Origin of the sequence: Pseudanabaena sp. UWO311, from assembly GCF_006937785.1 — a bacterium.
Lineage (GTDB): Bacteria > Cyanobacteriota > Cyanobacteriia > Pseudanabaenales > Pseudanabaenaceae > Pseudanabaena.
The window spans coordinates 75,018-92,311 of sequence record NZ_SJEE01000002.1 but is presented as its reverse complement, the minus strand read 5'-3'; the positions used below and the strand labels follow the sequence as shown (position 1 = coordinate 92,311).

Annotated in this window: 18 protein-coding genes; 12 read left to right on the top strand and 6 right to left on the bottom strand. The window is 43.1% G+C overall.

Going from position 1 to position 17,294, the window contains the following annotated elements; all coding sequences use genetic code 11:
- Nucleotides 1–52 precede the first annotated feature (52 nt).
- Genes PseudUWO311_RS02175 through PseudUWO311_RS02160 form a run of 4 tightly spaced genes read left to right on the top strand, consistent with a single transcriptional unit; the run spans nt 53 to nt 4,940 of the window.
- Nucleotides 53–2,074, top strand: coding sequence for a nitrate ABC transporter ATP-binding protein (locus PseudUWO311_RS02175; RefSeq protein ID WP_142653460.1), 2,022 nt, complete (start codon nt 53–55; stop codon nt 2,072–2,074).
- A 14-nt stretch (nt 2,075–2,088) separates the two neighbouring features.
- Nucleotides 2,089–4,251 carry a molybdopterin oxidoreductase family protein gene (locus PseudUWO311_RS02170; protein WP_142653459.1) on the top strand — a complete coding sequence of 721 codons (2,163 nt, stop codon included), beginning with the start codon at nt 2,089–2,091 and terminating at the stop codon, nt 4,249–4,251.
- 49 nt (nt 4,252–4,300) lie between these two features.
- Entirely contained in the window at nt 4,301–4,645 is a 345-nt protein-coding gene (locus tag PseudUWO311_RS02165) for a hypothetical protein (protein WP_142653458.1), read from the top strand.
- Nucleotides 4,614–4,940: a hypothetical protein gene (locus PseudUWO311_RS02160; RefSeq protein WP_142653457.1), complete on the top strand. Its 327-nt coding sequence runs from the start codon at nt 4,614–4,616 to the stop codon at nt 4,938–4,940. Before PseudUWO311_RS02165 ends, PseudUWO311_RS02160 begins: the two co-directional genes overlap by 32 nt.
- A gap of 165 nt (nt 4,941–5,105) precedes the next feature.
- On the opposite strand, the gene PseudUWO311_RS02155 is transcribed toward PseudUWO311_RS02160, so the two are convergent.
- A complete protein-coding gene (locus tag PseudUWO311_RS02155) occupies nt 5,106–6,026 on the bottom strand; it encodes a helix-turn-helix domain-containing protein (protein ID WP_223807412.1) in 921 nt (306 codons plus the stop codon).
- 31 nt (nt 6,027–6,057) lie between these two features.
- On the opposite strand from PseudUWO311_RS02155, the gene PseudUWO311_RS02150 reads away from it, so the two are divergent.
- The 4 genes from PseudUWO311_RS02150 (at nt 6,058) to PseudUWO311_RS02135 (ending at nt 10,263) form a co-directional block, all read left to right on the top strand.
- Entirely contained in the window at nt 6,058–6,399 is a 342-nt protein-coding gene (locus tag PseudUWO311_RS02150) for a hypothetical protein (RefSeq protein ID WP_142653456.1), read from the top strand.
- 582 nt (nt 6,400–6,981) lie between these two features.
- Nucleotides 6,982–7,434 (top strand): heavy metal-responsive transcriptional regulator, encoded by a 453-nt coding sequence (locus PseudUWO311_RS02145; RefSeq protein WP_142653455.1) that lies wholly within the window; start codon nt 6,982–6,984, stop codon nt 7,432–7,434.
- A gap of 58 nt (nt 7,435–7,492) precedes the next feature.
- Nucleotides 7,493–9,733, top strand: coding sequence for a heavy metal translocating P-type ATPase (locus tag PseudUWO311_RS02140; protein WP_142653454.1), 2,241 nt, complete (start codon nt 7,493–7,495; stop codon nt 9,731–9,733).
- Nucleotides 9,734–9,744: 11 nt separating this feature from the next.
- On the top strand, nt 9,745–10,263 hold the full coding sequence (locus PseudUWO311_RS02135) for a cupredoxin domain-containing protein (RefSeq protein ID WP_142653453.1): 519 nt from the start codon (nt 9,745–9,747) through the stop codon (nt 10,261–10,263).
- A 41-nt stretch (nt 10,264–10,304) separates the two neighbouring features.
- On the opposite strand, the gene radA is transcribed toward PseudUWO311_RS02135, so the two are convergent.
- A complete protein-coding gene (gene radA / locus PseudUWO311_RS02130) occupies nt 10,305–11,738 on the bottom strand; it encodes a DNA repair protein RadA (RefSeq protein WP_142653452.1) in 1,434 nt (477 codons plus the stop codon).
- Between the two features lie 172 nt (nt 11,739–11,910).
- Between radA and PseudUWO311_RS02125 the strand changes: the two genes are divergently transcribed.
- The 3 genes from PseudUWO311_RS02125 to PseudUWO311_RS24790 all read left to right on the top strand — a co-directional run bounded on the left by PseudUWO311_RS02125 (nt 11,911) and on the right by PseudUWO311_RS24790 (nt 13,257).
- Nucleotides 11,911–12,330 (top strand): element excision factor XisH family protein, encoded by a 420-nt coding sequence (locus PseudUWO311_RS02125; RefSeq protein WP_142653451.1) that lies wholly within the window; start codon nt 11,911–11,913, stop codon nt 12,328–12,330.
- On the top strand, nt 12,315–12,653 hold the full coding sequence (locus PseudUWO311_RS02120; RefSeq protein ID WP_142653450.1) for a XisI protein: 339 nt from the start codon (nt 12,315–12,317) through the stop codon (nt 12,651–12,653). Before PseudUWO311_RS02125 ends, PseudUWO311_RS02120 begins: the two co-directional genes overlap by 16 nt.
- 88 nt (nt 12,654–12,741) lie before the next feature.
- Complete coding sequence (locus PseudUWO311_RS24790; protein WP_142653449.1) at nt 12,742–13,257, top strand: YcxB family protein; 516 nt, start codon at nt 12,742–12,744, stop codon at nt 13,255–13,257.
- Nucleotides 13,258–13,404: 147 nt separating this feature from the next.
- On the opposite strand, the gene PseudUWO311_RS02110 is transcribed toward PseudUWO311_RS24790, so the two are convergent.
- From PseudUWO311_RS02110 to PseudUWO311_RS02095, 4 genes are all read right to left on the bottom strand, one after another.
- Complete coding sequence (locus PseudUWO311_RS02110; protein WP_142653448.1) at nt 13,405–14,004, bottom strand: Uma2 family endonuclease; 600 nt, start codon at nt 14,002–14,004, stop codon at nt 13,405–13,407.
- 255 nt (nt 14,005–14,259) lie between these two features.
- Nucleotides 14,260–14,670 (bottom strand): hypothetical protein, encoded by a 411-nt coding sequence (locus PseudUWO311_RS02105; RefSeq protein WP_142653447.1) that lies wholly within the window; start codon nt 14,668–14,670, stop codon nt 14,260–14,262.
- Nucleotides 14,671–14,915: 245 nt separating this feature from the next.
- Nucleotides 14,916–15,122 (bottom strand): hypothetical protein, encoded by a 207-nt coding sequence (locus PseudUWO311_RS02100; protein ID WP_142653446.1) that lies wholly within the window; start codon nt 15,120–15,122, stop codon nt 14,916–14,918.
- A gap of 107 nt (nt 15,123–15,229) precedes the next feature.
- Nucleotides 15,230–15,529, bottom strand: coding sequence for an HU family DNA-binding protein (locus PseudUWO311_RS02095; protein ID WP_009629166.1), 300 nt, complete (start codon nt 15,527–15,529; stop codon nt 15,230–15,232).
- A 679-nt stretch (nt 15,530–16,208) separates the two neighbouring features.
- Here PseudUWO311_RS02095 and PseudUWO311_RS02090 point away from each other — a divergent pair.
- Complete coding sequence (locus PseudUWO311_RS02090) at nt 16,209–17,276, top strand: DMT family transporter (protein WP_142653445.1); 1,068 nt, start codon at nt 16,209–16,211, stop codon at nt 17,274–17,276.
- Nucleotides 17,277–17,294 lie beyond the last annotated feature (18 nt).

The following is a 17,294-nucleotide window of genomic DNA, read 5'->3' as shown; positions in this document are numbered from 1 at the left end:
TCCCCAATTCGTAATTCGTAATTTGTAATTCGTAATTTACCAACAAACCATTATGTCTGCATTCCTAGAAATCGATCACGTCAGTCGTGTTTTTAAGACCCAAAATGGGCAGCCATATGTTGCTGTCAAAGATGTCTATTTTGAGATGAAAGAAGGCGAATTCGTCTCGATTATTGGACATTCAGGCTGTGGTAAGTCAACGGTTCTGAATATTCTGTCAGGCTTAGATAAGGCTAGTGCTGGCGGTATTGTTTTAGAAGGAAGAGAAATCAGTGAGCCTGGGCCCGATCGCATGTTGGTGTTCCAGAACCATTCGCTATTGCCTTGGTTAACGGTGCGTCAAAATATTGGTTTGGCGGTAAATCGGGTCTTAAGAGATTTACCTAAAGAAGAGCGTCGTCGGATTATTCAAGAAAATATTGATTTAGTAGGGTTAAGTCATGCGGCAGATAAGTACCCAAGAGAAATTTCAGGCGGAATGAAGCAAAGGGTAGGGATTGCTCGCGCTTTGTCGATTAAACCAAAGATTTTATTGCTAGATGAACCTTTTGGAGCGTTAGATGCCCTAACCAGAGGTCGCTTGCAAGAGAAGCTAATGCAGATTTGTGATGAGAGCAAAATCTCAGCAGTGATGATTACCCATGATGTTGATGAAGCTCTGTTACTAAGCGATCGCATCATCATGATGACCAACGGGCCAGAAGCAAAAATTGGACAGGTTCTCACCGTTGATTTGCCCCATCCACGCAAAAGGCTGGAGTCAGTCAATCACCCGAACTATTATCGACTCCGAGGCGAAGTTGTCAACTTCCTCGATCGCCAGAAACAAATCAAAATTGAACGCGCTAAAAATAAGAATACAGCAGCGATCAGTATGGGAAATATCGAAAAAACCAATCTTACGATTGGATACATTCCTCTTACTGATTGCGCTCCCTTTGCGATCGCCCAAGAGAAAGGGTTATTTGCTAAATATGGTCTAGATGTTACGCTCTCCAAGGAAAATAGCTGGAACGATCTCGCTGAAGGAATCCGTGAAGGTCGTCTGGATGCGGCTCAAATGGTTACAGGTATGCCCCTTGCCATTAGCCTCGGTATGGGGAATAAGATTCCTGTACCTGTGGTCACTTCCTTAACTTTGAGCCGTAATGGTAATGCGATTACCCTCAGTAATAAGCTTCATGAGGAAGGTGTGCATGATCTTGCTTCCCTCAAAGTATATATCGATAAATTTGCTGATGATGCGTATAATCCTGCGATCGGCATGGTACACCATGCTTCCATGCATAATTTACTGCTACGACATTGGCTAGCTAGTGGTGGGATTCAGCCCGATCAAGACGTAGATGTGATTGTGATTCCGCCACCACAGATGGTTGCTAACCTGATGGCAAACAATATTATTGGTTACTGTGTTGGCGAACCTTGGAATGTGAGAGCTGTCAATAGTAACGTTGGTTTTGTGGTAGCTACCGATTTAGATATTTGGCGGGGACACCCAGAGAAGGTTCTTGGTGTACGTAAAGATTGGGCTGAGCAATATCCCAATACACATTTGGAACTTGTCAAGGCTCTATTGGAAGCAGCACAGTTCTGCGAACCATTAGAAAATCGTGATGAAGTAATTCTGACATTGGCAAGCCCCAATTACCTCAATATCGATCCCGTTTATATTCGCCCAGGCTTTGCTGGTCCCTATCGCGTCAGCAACATGGAAGCGAAATATGAGAAAGACTTCTGCCAATTTGGTGTGGGCAATATGCCGTCCCGCAAGGAGCATCTATGGGTGCTGACCCAAATGGCTCGTTGGGGATTGATTAGTTTCCCAGAGAATCACGCAGAGGTAATTTACAACTTGCTTGCTACTGATGTTTATCAGCAAGCTGCAAAGGAGCTAGAAATTCCGATTATCGACGAAGATAAATCGCCAATTGTTTTAGCCGATGGTTCTGTGTTTGATCCTAATGATCCGATCGCAGCTTTACAATCTATGCCCTACTCTAAATTCACGGAAACCAGCTATTTTGACGCTGTCAAAGGTTTCGCTAGCAAAAAAGTAGCTGTTCGCCAATAGCTAAATAACCGTCTATGCCTGCATCTAGCCCTTCTACTCAATCTATACCGCAAATCGTCAAAACCCTATGTCCATACTGTGGTGTTGGTTGCGGCTTAGAAGTCGTGGAAACAACAAATCAACCCACAGTCAAATTTCCCGATCGCTTTAAGGTGCGAGGCGATCGCGCACATCCTTCGAGTCAAGGCATGGTCTGTGTCAAGGGCGCGACTATTGCTGAATCGATTCAAAAAGATCGGCTCCTGCATCCAATGATGCGCGATCGCCTTGATGATGAATTTCGCCAAGTTAGTTGGGATGAAGCTCTAGATGCGATCGTCAATCGGATGCAGCATGTGCTCTCCACCAAAGGTGCAGATGCTCTCTGTATGTATGGTTCAGGGCAATTCCAAACCGAGGATTATTACACTGCTCAAAAGTTATTTAAAGGTTGTTTAGGAACTAATAACTTTGATGCTAACTCGCGTCTTTGTATGTCATCGGCAGTTTCAGGCTATGCCAAAAGCTTCGGCTCCGACGGGCCACCCTGTTGCTATGAAGATTTAGATATTACCGATTGTCTATTTGCGATCGGGACAAACACTGCTGAATGTCATCCGATTATTTTTAATCGTTTTCGGAAACATCACAAAAAGAATCCCCACGTTAAGCTCATCGTCGTTGATCCGCGCCGTACCCAAACCGCAGCAGTGGCAGATTTGCATTTAGCAATTCAACCAGGTACAGATATCGATTTATTAAATGGCATCGCCCATTTGCTATTGAAATGGGAAAAATGCGATCGCGAATTTATTGAGCAGCACACCACAGGTTTTGCTGCATTTGCCGAAATCACGCAACTCTATACGCCCGAATTTGTATCGCGACGTTGTGGTATTGATATTAACGATCTAGAACTAGCAGCTAAATATTGGGCAGAATCTTCACGAGTTCTATCCATTTGGTCAATGGGTGTCAATCAATCTACTCAAGGCACAGCAAAAGTCCAATGCATCATTAATCTACATTTGCTCACTGCTCAAATTGGCAAAGCTGGATCTGGCCCCTTCTCATTGACTGGTCAACCCAATGCGATGGGAGGAAGAGAGGCTGGCGGCTTAGCGCATTTGTTACCAGGATATAGATTTGTTGCTAACCCTCAGCATCGTGCTGAACTAGAAACATTTTGGGGGTTACCTACTGGTCAAATATCTAATCAAGTTGGACGCACTGCATGGGATATAATTCGCGGCTTAGAAGTCGATGAAGTAGACTTTCTCTGGATTGCGGCTACAAATCCTGTCGTTAGTTTTCCTGATCTGGTGCGGACTAAAGCGGCTTTAAATCGATCGCCTTTCACGGTCTATCAAGACGCATATTACCCAGTCGAAACCTCTGCTTTTGCGCATATTCTGCTCCCAGCTACACAATGGAGTGAGAAGACTGGCACAATGACCAATTCTGAACGTTGTGTCACTCTCTGCCAAGCCTTTCAGCCCCCTCTTGGAGAAGCTCGTGATGATTGGTCGATTTTTGCTGAAGTTGGTCGCCGCCTCGGTTTTGCAGATAAGTTCAACTTCCAATCTTCGGCAGATGTGCATTCTGAATTCGTGCAGACAACCCGCGATCGTCCCTGTGACATGACAGGAATCAGTCACGCGAAACTGGCGAAACTAGGCGTAATGCAATGGCAAGCTTCCGATCAGAATCCTGAACAAGACCAAGTTCACAATAAGCGTCTCTACACCGATCTCCAATTCCATACGCCCGATCGCAAAGCTAGATTTGGAGCTTATCATTCCAATGGTGTATTTGAAGTTCCTGATGAGCAATATCCATTCATCTTGACTACTGGCCGACTTTATGGACATTGGCACACGCAAACTCGCACAGGGCGCATCGACAAAATCCGCCAGATGCATCCGAATCCCTTTATCGAAATCCATCCCAAGGATGCGAACAAACTCGGTATTAATAATGGTGATCTAGTGGAAGTGCGATCGCGTCGTGGTTCTTCCAACTTTCCTGCTCTGGTGACAGAGGCGATCGCTAGAGGTGTGTTATTTGTCCCCATGCATTGGGGAGCGCTCTGGGCAGACAATGCGGAGGCGAATGCGCTCACCCATCCCGAAGCCGATCCCGACTCAAAGCAACCAGAGTTAAAAGCTTGTGCTGTAGCGATTAAGAGACTTCACTAAATTAAGTTAAAAATGTTAGGATGCAGCTAGAAATACAAAAAATGCTTGTATGACACCAATTAATGAAGCTAAACCGAAACAGCAAGGTCAAAAAACTAACCTAAACGATGAACCATTAGCGGAACAGGTTATCGGCTTAAGAGTTCCCGTCAGTCAAATTGAAATTGTTAAAGCAAAAGGTATTGACTGGATTCGTGAAGCGATCGCTGAGAAATTACAGAGAGAATCTTTGATTTTCGTTTCTGCTGAAGCAAAGGCAATTCAAAGGTTAGATAGGCTCGAAAATCCAGATCACTATATAACACTTGGTGAAGCAGAAGAACAAATTGACATCGAAGCAATTAACAAACATCTAGAAACACGTGGCAAAAAGCAAATATCAGTTGCAGATTGATAACCTCGTGATAAAGGAAGATTTTCCACTTTTACCGATGGAACTTTTAGAAGACTTTGCGAATGTCATCAAACCATTGTTGCAATTAGATCCCTTAAATTTTTGTGGAACTTATTCCTCTCATGTTCTTCTTGGTGAACTTCAAGGATATCGCGCTCTAGAAATTGACTTTGACACAGCTTATCGCTTGGTATATAGGATTTATGAGAAACCATCGCCGAGGCGTATTGTCATTCTCAGTTTTGGAGAGCATGATCCCGCTTATGAAAAGGCGAAGCAAAGAAAAAAGAAATAGAGTGAACATTATTCAGACCAATACAAATAGCCTGAAGCCGACCGCTATTCCAAGTAACCAGAGTTAAAGGCTTGTGCTGAAGCGATCGCCTTTAGAAGATTGATTGTTGAGGCGATCGCCTAGAAGTAATAACTCACGGTAATAGCGATCGCTTACAGTATAATCCTAAATTGGATTTTCCTTTTTCCAGTCGTTTTCAGTCTCCACATCGGCTGGGAAGAAACATTCAATTCTAATTTCCTGAAGAGTGATGTCGTAAGGAGTGCCAAGAGTTGCGATCGTTGAGAAAAACTGCCAATTTAGATTACTTTTCTTTAAGTGCATAGTCAGCAATAAAGTATTTTGCTCAGAGTGACTTGAGGTATTCCATAGTTCGGAAGCATCAGGATAACTTAGGAGTTCATTAAACAATAAAGCTGACTGTTCGCTCTCAATCAATGAATTAGCCTCACGATACGTTCGCTGAAGCAAATGCCTAGCAACTTCTTCCCAATTAGCAATAAAGGGTCGTAACCCTTGTGGATCAAAAACAACTCGCATCAAATTGATTTTCCCATCAATACAGAATCGGCTTTGGAGCTTATCTGGATCGATGAAAGTGCTCAACAGTCGTGCAGATCCTTGGTTGGTTAGGAGTAAATTCCAATAGCGATCGATGACGATCGCTGGATATGGTTCTTGTTGGTGCAGCATAAAATCGATTGCTTTGGAAACTGATGCCATTTCTGGAGCCGACAAATCAGTTTCCGAATGAATAGGTGCAAAGCCAGCTGAACTAAGCATTAGATTTTGATGCCTGAGAGGAATTTCTAAAACTGTTGCTAATTGCAATACCATCTCCTGACTTGGCTTTGCTCGTCCTGATTCCAGAAAGCTAATGTGACGTTGGGAGACTTGACTAGAAAGGGCAAGGTCAAGCTGACTGAGACTGCGCCGATCGCGCCATTGCTTCAGGATGGTTCCAAAGGTTGATGGTTGATGGTTGATCACCTGTTGTTGCATTATCAAACTCCAAATACAACGTTTTTGATTACCTGTGAGGTAATTGCTTTGATTATCTCTCTTTGACAAGATGATAACAATCATATTTGCTGATTTAACCAACAAGAGTAACAACATGACATTACTTCGCGCTTTTTTAATTATTGCTACGCTGATAATTTATGCTGTATCGATTTATGTTATTGCCACAATGGGAATTAACTATCCAGCCGTCTTTTTGAGTGACATGTTAAAGCTTGACTGGCGAACGCAGTTCAATACAGATCTTTTGATTGCTCTATGCCTATTCTTTCTGTGGGTCGCATGGAGAGAGGGATTTACCGCCAAGGGATTTCTATTAGGTTTTCTATTCATGAACTTAGGTTTTATGTTTGGATGTCCTTATTTGCTATTTGCGACGTATAAGGCAAATGGCGATATCAAGGTTCTGCTACTAGGCGTACATGCTGATAAATGAGTACTATTCTGGGATAAAAAGACATCGTTGAATGCGATCGCTTTAAGGAGATGGATGTTGATGCGAGTAAAACCAAAGCCCAAGAGTAAATAATCTAGCCTGCATTATGCATGACAAAAGGTAACAGAATAAGAAAAAGAGCCTAAAAGCTATTAGAATTAGGCTCTTCATTCGTTTCCATGCTTGTTACAGGCACTCAAACAACATCAATAGCATCGCTTCAACCCCATACAGTCTGCGATTGAAGCGACTCCGACTCAGCATTTTCGGGATGTATTATGCGGCTCTGAGAGATCTTGTCTTGCTTTTACAAAATTTCCTCCAAATTCATTATGGTTGCTCGATCAATATTTGCTCACCATTTAGTTGCAGCAAAGCAAAATTGAGCGCAATGCCACGTATGTATTAACTAATGTGGCTCCAGCTTTATCAATCATTGTAAATATTTCATACTCATTTCATAACTGCTTGAGAAAATATAGATTGTAGGGCTTGACTCTCCAGTTGGCTAGAGAGTGTATAAGTAATTTGAGTTGATTTATATCTAAATCACTTGAGTTTTTAGGAGGCTAAGAGCTAGATATGGCGGCTAAATTATCTCAGGATCAAGATCAAGCATTACTACAAATTGGGCAAGTTGCTGTTCAAAGTCAAGTACCAATTAAAACAATTCGCTATTATGAAGAACTTGGCTTACTGAAGTCTTCAGAACGTACTGAAGGAGGATTTCGTTTATTCTCTCCAAATACGATCGCGCGAATTTCTTTTGTTAAAAGGTTACAGAAACTGGGTTTAAGCTTACAAGAGATTGCAGAAATCTTGGGGGTTTACGATCGCGGTTTAGTTCCTTGTACCGAAATCAAACAACAACTAGAACATCAAATTCTAGAGATTGATCGGCGAATTTCCGAATTGATGACTTTGCGTGGTGAGATTAACGAATTGCTCGAAGATTGGACTCCTCCAGCAAAGACAACCACAGGAGAGATTTGTCCAATTTTGCAGAAATCAGAATCTATAGCAATTTACAGGTAGGGGCAATTCATGAATTGCCCCTACCTGTAACGGTAAATCGATAGAGAAAGAGAAACACATGGAAAAGATGACAATGAAGCTTCGAGGAATGCACTGTGCCTCTTGCGCCAACAGCATCGAAACAATGACCCGATCGCTTACTGGTGTGGCTAGCAGTAATGTCAACTTTGCGATCGAGCAAATAGTGATCGATTACAACCCTCAAAAAACTAGTCCAGATGCAATTCAAAAGGCGATCGCGAACCTTGGTTATGAAACATTTTTACCAGATCTATCAGCAGATGCGCAGGATGTAGATCAGAAAGCAAGGTTAACTGAATCCCAGAACTTAACGAATAAAGTTCGATTAGGGGGCGTAATTGGCATGATTTTAGTCATCGGTTCACTGCCGATGATGACGGGATTAAATATTCCCTTTATCCCTGATTGGTTACATAATTCTTGGCTCCAGCTTTGTTTGGCTTTACCAGTACAGATTTGGTGTGGTAGTTCATTTTATATCGGTGCGTGGAAAGCTTTTAAAAATCACACAGCAACGATGGATACATTGATTGCCTTAGGAACAATAGCGGCTTTCTCCTATTCCATTACGGTCACCTTAAATCCTAACTTCTTTATTTCTCAGGGTTTACAACCTGAAGTGTATTACGAAGTTTCAGTGGTGGTAATTACACTGATCCTGTTGGGCAAGTTATTTGAAAATAGAGCTAAGGGAGAAACATCCGATGCAATTCGTAAATTAATGGGATTGCAACCAAAAACGGCGCAAGTTCTCCGTGATGGACAAGAATATGACATTTCCATTGAAGATGTACAGATTGGAGATGTCGTACTTGTCAGGCCTGGAGAAAAAATCCCTGTTGATGGCGAGGCGATCGCAGGTAACTCGACCGTAGACGAATCAATGGTGACAGGCGAAAGTATTCCCATCGAGAAGAAAATTGGCGATCGCGTGATTGGGGCGACTATGAATAGAACTGGGAGCTTACAGGTTAAAGCTAGTCATGTGGGCAAAGATACAGTGCTGGCGCAAATTGTCCAACTTGTGCAGCAGGCGCAAGGCTCAAAAGCACCGATTCAGAGATTAGCGGATCAAGTAACAGGTTGGTTTGTGCCTGCGGTCATTTCCATTGCGATCGCCACATTTCTGATCTGGTTCAACGTCATGGGCAATTTGACTTTGGCGACTATTTCCGCTGTTGGAGTGCTGATTATTGCCTGTCCCTGTGCTTTGGGATTAGCAGCTCCCACTTCGATTATGGTTGGTACTGGTAAAGGTGCAGAAAATGGCATCTTGATTAAAGATGCGGGTAGTTTGGAACTAGCCCATAGGATTCAAACGATTGTCTTGGATAAGACAGGAACGGTTACGGAAGGTAACCCCACTGTCACAGATTTCTTTACCCTCAATTTCGATGATCGAGAATTGTTACAACTGGTGGCAGCGATCGAGCGTAATTCGGAACATCCTTTAGCGGAGGCTGTTGTGGAATATGCGAAAAAGCAAGGGTTGGATCTACCTAATGTGATTGAGTTCGAGGCGATCTCAGGTAGCGGAGTCCAAGGCAAAATTGATAATGTGCTGATCCAAGTCGGGACAAGACAATGGATGCATGAGCTAAACATTGACACGAGTTCGCTCCATCAATATCAAGATGCTTGGGAAAACGGTGGGAAAACGGTAGTACTAATCGCGGTTGATCGTATCGCACGAGGTTCAATTGGCATTGCTGATAAAGTTAAGACTTCTTCCCATGCGGCGGTTAATGCTTTGCAACGGATGAAAATCGAAGTTGTAATGTTAACAGGCGACAATCTCCCCACGGCTGAGGCGATCGCACGCGAAGTTGGGATCAAGCGAGTCTTTGCTCAAGTGCGCCCCGACCAAAAGGTGGCAAAAATTAGGGAGTTACAAGCCGAAGGAAAAATTGTAGCGATGGTGGGTGATGGCATCAATGATGCTCCTGCGTTAGCACAGGCAAATGTCGGTATTGCGATCGGTACTGGTACTGATGTCGCGATCGCAGCTAGTGATATCACGCTTATATCAGGTGATTTGCAAGGGATTGTCACCGCAATTCAACTCAGTCGCGCCACGATTAGGAATATTCAACAAAATCTTTTCTTTGCTTTTATCTATAACGTTTTAGGCATTCCCATCGCCGCAGGAATTCTCTTCCCATTCTTTGGCTGGCTCCTGAGTCCAATTATTGCGGGTGGAGCGATGGCGTTTAGTTCCGTCTCTGTGGTCACTAATGCTTTGCGCCTCAGAGGTTTCAGACCTAGTTCTACAAATTAGAGAATACAACTATGCTAAAAATAAAATTTATCAATCTCATCGTTAGCTTCAGTCTTGTCGGTGCGATCGCCTCCAGTGTATCGGCGGCAGAAATGACGGAAATGACGGACGAACATGCTCCGCGATCGCCACAATTTCAAAGCATCGAACAACCTCTTGCACTTAAAATCGCTCTAACTGTAGGTGGGCTAGCTCTAATTAGCGCTCAACTATGGTGGTTTCTCTTCAGTAAGCCCAAATCTCAACAAGCAGAGACGAGTGATGGTGTACAGGAAGTTAGCATCACTGTAGATGGTGGTTACATTCCTGCAATAGTGACAGTGAAACGTGGACTACCTGTGCGCTTAAAGTTCATGCGTCGCGATCCTAGTAGCTGTCTGGAAAAGGTTTTATTCCCTGACTTTCACATCGCTCAAGATTTGGGTCTAAATGTAACCACCCCTGTTGAGTTTACGCCTCAAACTGTTGGAAACTATCAATTCTCATGCGGAATGAATATGTTTCATGGGGCAATCAATGTGGAAGAGTAATACCAATGGTCAAACTGGCTTTGCCAGTTTGACCATTGGTATTACTCTTCATTGGGCTTAGCAACTTCAAACTTAGTACGTGGCAAAGCCGCCACGATCGCATCGAGAACTTTACTCACAGGAATAATCTCCATTCCATAGTCCTGCATCACCTGCATACTAGGAATAATGGCGCGTTTAAATCCTAACTTCGCCGCTTCCTTTAGTCGTAAATCTAGCTGCGATACTGGACGCACCTGTCCACCAAGTCCCACCTCACCGATCATCACTGTGCGCGGATCGACCGTGCGATCGCGAAAACTTGCCGCCACTGCGATCGCTACGCCCAAATCCACCGCAGGTTCAGCCACATTCAAGCCTCCAGCCGCCGCGACATAGGCATCAAGTTTTGATAAGGGAATACCAATTCGCTTTTCGAGTACGGCAAGAATTTGTAGAAATCGATTTGTCTCAATTCCTGTTGTTGTGCGACGTGGCGAAGAATAGCTAGTGGGACTAACGAGGGCTTGTAATTCCACCACAATCGGGCGCGTTCCTTCACAGGCGACAATTGTGGCAGTTCCGGGGACAGATTCATCACGATTACCAAGAAACAATTCTGAAGGATTAGAAACCTCACGCAAGCCGCGATCGATCATTTCAAATACGCCGATTTCCTGCGTTGCGCCAAAGCGATTTTTGACCGATCGCAATAATCTATGGGTAGCAAAGCGATCGCCTTCAAAATAAAGAACCGTATCCACCATATGTTCTAAAACTTTGGGCCCTGCGATCGATCCTTCCTTAGTCACATGACCAACGATAAATAGCGAAATGTTCTCCCGCTTAGCCACACGCATCAACGCCGCCGTACATTCCCGCACTTGCGAGACAGAACCAGGGGCAGCATTCAAATTAGAGAAGTAGAGAGCTTGAATACTATCAATCACGGCAACTTTAGGGCGCAATGATTGCAGTTCTCTGAGAACTGTTTCTAAATCAGTTTCGGCTAGTAAATAGAGATCATCAGAATTTTCTTCTAAGATGCCTAACCGTTGCGATCGCAGTTTTACCTGTTGCGCTGACTCCTCGGCACAGACATAGAGCGTGGGATAGCGGCTCATCAATTTTTGCGCCATGCCTAATAACAGCGTACTTTTGCCAATCCCTGGTTCACCACCAATCAGTACAAGAGAACCTGCAACAATACCACCGCCTAATACGCGATCGAGTTCTTCGTAGCCAGAAGGCGATCGCGCTTGGTCATTGTCGGTAATTTGCGAGAGGGTTAAGGATTCTCTAGGTTTTGCTTTGCCCGTAGATTTTGCTGTACCGAGATGCGAGAATGTAGCGATCGCATTGGTATTAGTGGAAACAACAGGAATTAGTTCCTCTTGCAAGGTTCCCCAACTAGAGCAAGCAGGACATTTCCCATACATCTGCGGGAAGTCTTCACCGCAGTTATTACATACATATCGACTTTTTGCTTTTGCCATTGTTTAAATATATAACAAGCTCATGAGGTTTTAGAGTATGGGCAATTTGTCAAAATGCAAGAAATATATTAGGGCAACTGCCATACTGTCTTTTAAGTTTTTTTTCAGCTATCAATAGTGAAAATAGCGATATTTGCTATACTAGAAATCAAAACTAACTGCTTGATTTTTTGTGTCTGCAAGAGATATTTACCATAACACTGTAAGACTTGCTTTGGAAAAGGATGGGTGGACAATCACTCACGATCCATTTCCACTTCAAATTGGCAAGAAGCGTTTATCGGCAGATTTGGGAGCAGAACGCTTAATCAGTGCTGAAAAAGAATTACAGAAGATTGTCGTTGAAGTAAAAAGCTTTGTAGGGCAGTCTGACGTGAAAGACTTACAGCAAGCGTTGGGTCAGTATGTCTTGTATCGTCAAATTCTTAATCAGATGGAGGTTGAACGAGTTCTTTATCTTGCTGTATCTCAGCCAACTTTTAACAGTGTTTTTACTATAGAGTTGGGACAGATTTTGCTAAAAAATCAAATTGTTCGATTAATTGTCTTTGATGATGAAAGTGAGGTAATTGTAAAATGGATACCCGATTAAAATATCAAAGCATCATTAAGAATGTTCTTCAAAGTCATGCTGACTATCGTGCTACTTTACCTGATGGTTATTCCTCTCAGGTTGTGTTTGATGATGAGCGAGGGCAGTATCTAGTTTTAGATGTTGGCTGGAGTGGTAATAAGTATCTCCATGCAACACCAATTCACCTTTGTTTGATTGTTGATAAAGTCTGGGTTCAATGTGATGACACTGAGGAAGGTATTGCTACAGATTTAGTGGAAGCAGGTATTCCCAAAGAGGATATAGTACTCGGCTTTCGTTATCCTAAGATACGCGAGTACACTGGGTTTGCTATAGCTTAATGGGGACACAATCGTTTGTAACTAAGTATTGTACAATCTACACGATAATACATAGTCAGCTATAAACAAACCATCAAATATTCTCAACATGATTAGCAGCCAGAAGATGATTACTTACGAACTTACCCGATGGGATCTGTTCGCGGGCTTTATGACAGTAGTTTTCCGAAAACGAATTCTACTAGTGTTTCTATTGATAGTACTTTTCTTCAATCGATTGCTGACTCTTGCTCCCAAGTTTGCCACTCATTCCTTACCTTACTTATTATTCGACTTGCTGGTCTATCTTGTTGGATTTGTTGGTGTCTTTATCGTTTTTCAAGCCATTTTTGGATTAGCCAATGCCTTCATACCTAAACATAACGGCGTATTAGGACGACACGTCTTGGAGATTACAGAAGAGGGACTGGTAGAGCGAACGGACTTCAATGAGACGTTACACAGATGGTCTTCTATTTTCCGTATCTTCTCTCTTTGGGGATATATTTATATTTACGTCAGTGAAAGCAATTCACACCAAATCCCGAAGAGGTGCTTTCCTCCTTTGGTGATTGAAGACTTCGTGTCCGATTTACGCCGAAGGGTGAAACAGACTAACTCCTAATGAAGTGAGATCGCAAATATTCTTGTAGTCTGATCGCCGATCTTGTAGTGTGCGTTAATGAAATGTAGCGCACATTTTTGATGTTTATTTATTAATGCGTGACGCTGCACTAACACAGGCTACTACTGGGCGATCGCATAAGCAAAATTAGTTTTGCGCGATCGCAAACAGAGCATCTAAAGCGATCGCCACATCAGGAAAAGCTTGCATAGTAGCAGTAGCATCGCTATTCAAAATCAATTCTTCACGATAGCTTCCATCCTCTGGTTGACGGAAAATGTAAACTTGTCGCTTTTGTAAATCGAGAATCCAATATTCTAAAACTTGATGTTTGCCATAAATACGCGCTTTTTGCTTGCGATCTTTTGAGATAGTCCAATCAGCAACTTCTATCAACAGATAAATATCAGATACTTCAGGATGTCTAAAGGAATATTCATGATTCTCAAACCTAACAACAGCAATATCTGGTTCTGGCTCAGAATCATTCCCTAATGTCACGGGTAACTGTATGCGAATTTCGGCGCGAGCACCTAGCAATTTAAATAGCAATCTACTACTAAGTTGCACACTTGCTGCATGAAATGGTCGTTGTGGACTCATACAAACAATTTTTCCTTCCAACAGTTCTACGCGATCATCCTCATCCAAAACTCCCGCCTCAATCATTTGGTGATAGTCCGCGCACGACCAAAGATGAATTTGAGATTCTTGTTCTTGTTCTGTTTCAGTTATAGTTGCTTGCATGATACTTCTGCTCACAGCTTAGTTATGTAGATTTTAGCAAATAATAATGAAACTGCGCGATCGCCGATTTTGTAGCGTGCGTTAATAAAATGTAACGCACGTTTTTGATGTTTTTTATTAATGCATTATGCTGCGCTAACACATGCTACTACTGTTGTGCGATCGCAAATTTGTTAACCACAAAGTAGAATCTCTAGAGATCGCTGGTTTTGAGAAGAATAGGCGATCGCGCAAAAAGCTGATCATCCTCATCAATCAACCGCTTCCCCTTCGCCCAAGCTTCCGCATCCACCAAAGCCTGACCCCGCAACAAAAATAACTCCTTCTGCTCATCACTCCCTGCCATGACTGAAAAGCCGAACCATAAAAACTTGGACGCAAATCTTCCAACGCCCGACTTACCCAAGCCTGATTAAACACTGCCCCATAAATCTGATTGTAAACAATCAACCGTCTGTCCAGCTTCACCACCAAACCCGTTAACCACAACTGCATCTGGTCATAACTCTCATCCGCAGGAATACCATCACCATCCAAAACCTGCTGATACAAACCCAAAAGCCGCCCTCTTCCCCTCTCATCACTCAGCAAAATCCTATCTCTAATCGTCTTCAAATGCGCGGGAATATCCAGCGCTTCCCAATTCTCAATCACCCCCTCAGTCACGCTCGCACTTATAGCAAAGCAAGGTTTGCTTAGGACATAAAACCAGAAGTGAGTTGCGGCGCGGAGCGCCGCAACTCACTTCTGGGATTTTGGTTTGTACTAGCTAACTCTTTTTTTGCTATACAAGCTCAACAGGCGATCGCCCCAAATCATCCGCCGCCGCAATAAGCGTCAAGAGTTTTTGCTTCAGAAAAGGTTGCCCACCCGTCCAATCCAAAATTGCAGCCAAAACCGCCACAGGCTCGCTAACCCGAAAAGGTCAAACGCAGATATTCAGGCTCCTCTGCAGCACGTTCATACAATGATCTAATTAGAGTAAAGAATCCATCAGTATCAAATTTGAGACTGAGCAGATTATCAACTTCTTCAATAAAAACCGCAATTTTTTGCGGGATATTCGGCAGTAAGGTTTGCTCAATGAATAACCCCGCCGCAAGCGGACGGGATATCAAATTCTTTTTTACTAAAATTTACTCACACCGCAGAGCGGTGCGGTATTTACCCTCTTAGTTTGAATAAAAAAAGAGGATGCGCTAAGCGCATCCTCTTTTTTCAAGAATTAGTCAGAAGGAGGGCTGACTTGTTCTTTGAAGGACTTACCAGCAGAGAAGGCAGGAACCTTAGTTGCAGGGATTTCCATCTTTTCGCCAGTCTTAGGGTTGCGACCTTCGCGGGCTTTGCGATCGCGAGCTTCAAAGGAGCCAAATCCAACCAAAGTTACTTTGTCTCCGCCAGCTACAGTATCGATGATTACTTCAAGCGTTGCAGAGAGGACTTCGTCGGCAGTCTTTTTATTGACTGACAAGCCCTTTTCGGCAGCTTTTTTAGCAATAGCATCAACTAGTTCACCTTTGTTCATAGGTTTCCCCTTATATATAGAGATGATTTGTGAGTACGAGTTTAATGTCAAAGAAATATTTGTGCGATCGCTTTTTGTGGAAGCCGCACTGACTATGACTTCTGTTTGATCATTCTAATAGCAACTTGCCACTTGTGTATATACACAACGATTAATTTATAGGGATTTGAGCAGTTTTTTTTAAATACTTATTGCCACAATTCTTTGTTGAAACGCTGAAAAGCTCTTGCTGCAAGCATTTCAGGATTTTACTTTCAAATCAAATTAGTGTAACGCTTACAGGGCAAGCACTTCACAAAAGTTCAAGTTTTTGTGATAAATTCCTGAATCCCAAGAACATGCCCCACTAGTATGACCATCAAAAAGAGCGCGATGCATTCCTTTTGATGGATTCTTAGGCGATTTGTTGGCAATGATTCAAAATACTGGTTTTTGATCGAGATAATATTGTTAATGTTTCTTATCAAAACCCAAAAAGCATGAGGCAACGCTTCGCGCCACCTCATGCTTTTGACAGCAATTTCTGTTCAAGTAAACCAAGAAATTTTTGAAAGTGGTGCTTCGCACCACTTTCAAAAATTTCTTGGTTCAGGTTTGAGAGTAAAGCCCTTTTAAGACTAGCGACAGCTATAAGCATGTTCGCAAGCAAAATTTGCAATTCCTATCTAACAACTACAATATGCAGACATCTACACCAGCTAGTACCTCTGGGCTAACTCGTCAGTCCCCTCTAATAATTGCACCATTTTTCCTTTGGGGTACAGCGATGGTGGTGATGAAAGCATTGCTGCCTCAGACTAGCCCAATGTTCATGGCAGCAGTGCGATTGATTCCCGCAGGAATATTGCTGGTTTTAGGTGCGGCTTATTTTGGGAGACAGCAGCCCAAAGGTTGGCAAGCTTGGTTATGGATTAGTTTGTTTGCATTAGTTGATGGCGCGATGTTTCAGGGCTTTTTGGCACAAGGTTTAGTACGAACTAATGCAGGGCTTGGCTCCTTACTGATCGATTCTCAACCTCTCGCTGTGGCAGTGATGGCTGCGGTTTTATATAAAGAGAGAATTGGGATTGGTGCAACGCTTGGGCTATTTGTCGGCATAGTGGGAATTGGTTTAATTGGGTTACCAGCAGAATTGATGACAGCTTTGCTCGCAGGGGATTTTGCAACGGTTTTAGAAGCAGGAGTATTTACGCTCGGTGAATGGTTTATGCTCGGTGCATCATTATCAATGGCGATCGGGACAATTTTGATTCGTCCTGTGGTTCGCTATGCAGATCCCGTGATGGCGACGGGTTGGCATATGATTATTGGTGGTTTGCCTTTATTATTTCTATCCACTCAAATTGAACAAAATCAATGGCAAGACTTGAGTGCTTGGGGTTGGTTCGGCATGGCATATATGGCGATTATGGGCAGCGCGATCGCCTATGGATTATTTTTCTTTTTTGCATCTTCAGGTAGCTTGACCACCTTGAGCGCCTTGACCTTCTCAACACCAGTCTTTGCGCTCATGTTTAGTAGTCTTTTTTTGGGTGAGCATTTGACTCTGGTGCAATGGATTGGCGTGATTTTGACTTTGAGCAGCATTTATCTTGTCAGTATGCGCGGGGCAGGGCAAGATGGTAATGAAGAAGAAACTGGAGATTTTTCTAGGACTAACATTTTGCCTGCAACTGAGCAAGCTGTAGTTAGTTCAGCTCTACCAGTTTTGCAGCAGCCTGTCAATGAATCGCGTATGCGCGATTGAAAAATCAGAAAAAGCTCT

Excerpts from the sequence above, each read along its gene's own strand:
- PseudUWO311_RS02165 (WP_142653458.1), top strand. The coding sequence starts at position 4,301 with ATGACACCAATTAATGAAGCTAAACCGAAACAGCAAGGTCAAAAAACT.
- PseudUWO311_RS02135 (WP_142653453.1), top strand. The coding sequence starts at position 9,745 with ATGCTAAAAATAAAATTTATCAATCTCATCGTTAGCTTCAGTCTTGTC.
- PseudUWO311_RS02110 (WP_142653448.1), bottom strand. The coding sequence starts at position 14,004 with ATGCAAGCAACTATAACTGAAACAGAACAAGAACAAGAATCTCAAATT.
- PseudUWO311_RS02155 (WP_223807412.1), bottom strand. The coding sequence starts at position 6,026 with ATGATTGTTATCATCTTGTCAAAGAGAGATAATCAAAGCAATTACCTC.
- PseudUWO311_RS24790 (WP_142653449.1), top strand. The coding sequence starts at position 12,742 with ATGATTAGCAGCCAGAAGATGATTACTTACGAACTTACCCGATGGGAT.
- PseudUWO311_RS02120 (WP_142653450.1), top strand. The coding sequence starts at position 12,315 with ATGGATACCCGATTAAAATATCAAAGCATCATTAAGAATGTTCTTCAA.
- PseudUWO311_RS02170 (WP_142653459.1), top strand. The coding sequence starts at position 2,089 with ATGCCTGCATCTAGCCCTTCTACTCAATCTATACCGCAAATCGTCAAA.
- PseudUWO311_RS02095 (WP_009629166.1), bottom strand. The coding sequence starts at position 15,529 with ATGAACAAAGGTGAACTAGTTGATGCTATTGCTAAAAAAGCTGCCGAA.
- radA (WP_142653452.1), bottom strand. The coding sequence starts at position 11,738 with ATGGCAAAAGCAAAAAGTCGATATGTATGTAATAACTGCGGTGAAGAC.
- PseudUWO311_RS02145 (WP_142653455.1), top strand. The coding sequence starts at position 6,982 with ATGGCGGCTAAATTATCTCAGGATCAAGATCAAGCATTACTACAAATT.
- PseudUWO311_RS02140 (WP_142653454.1), top strand. The coding sequence starts at position 7,493 with ATGGAAAAGATGACAATGAAGCTTCGAGGAATGCACTGTGCCTCTTGC.
- PseudUWO311_RS02175 (WP_142653460.1), top strand. The coding sequence starts at position 53 with ATGTCTGCATTCCTAGAAATCGATCACGTCAGTCGTGTTTTTAAGACC.
- PseudUWO311_RS02150 (WP_142653456.1), top strand. The coding sequence starts at position 6,058 with ATGACATTACTTCGCGCTTTTTTAATTATTGCTACGCTGATAATTTAT.
- PseudUWO311_RS02090 (WP_142653445.1), top strand. The coding sequence starts at position 16,209 with ATGCAGACATCTACACCAGCTAGTACCTCTGGGCTAACTCGTCAGTCC.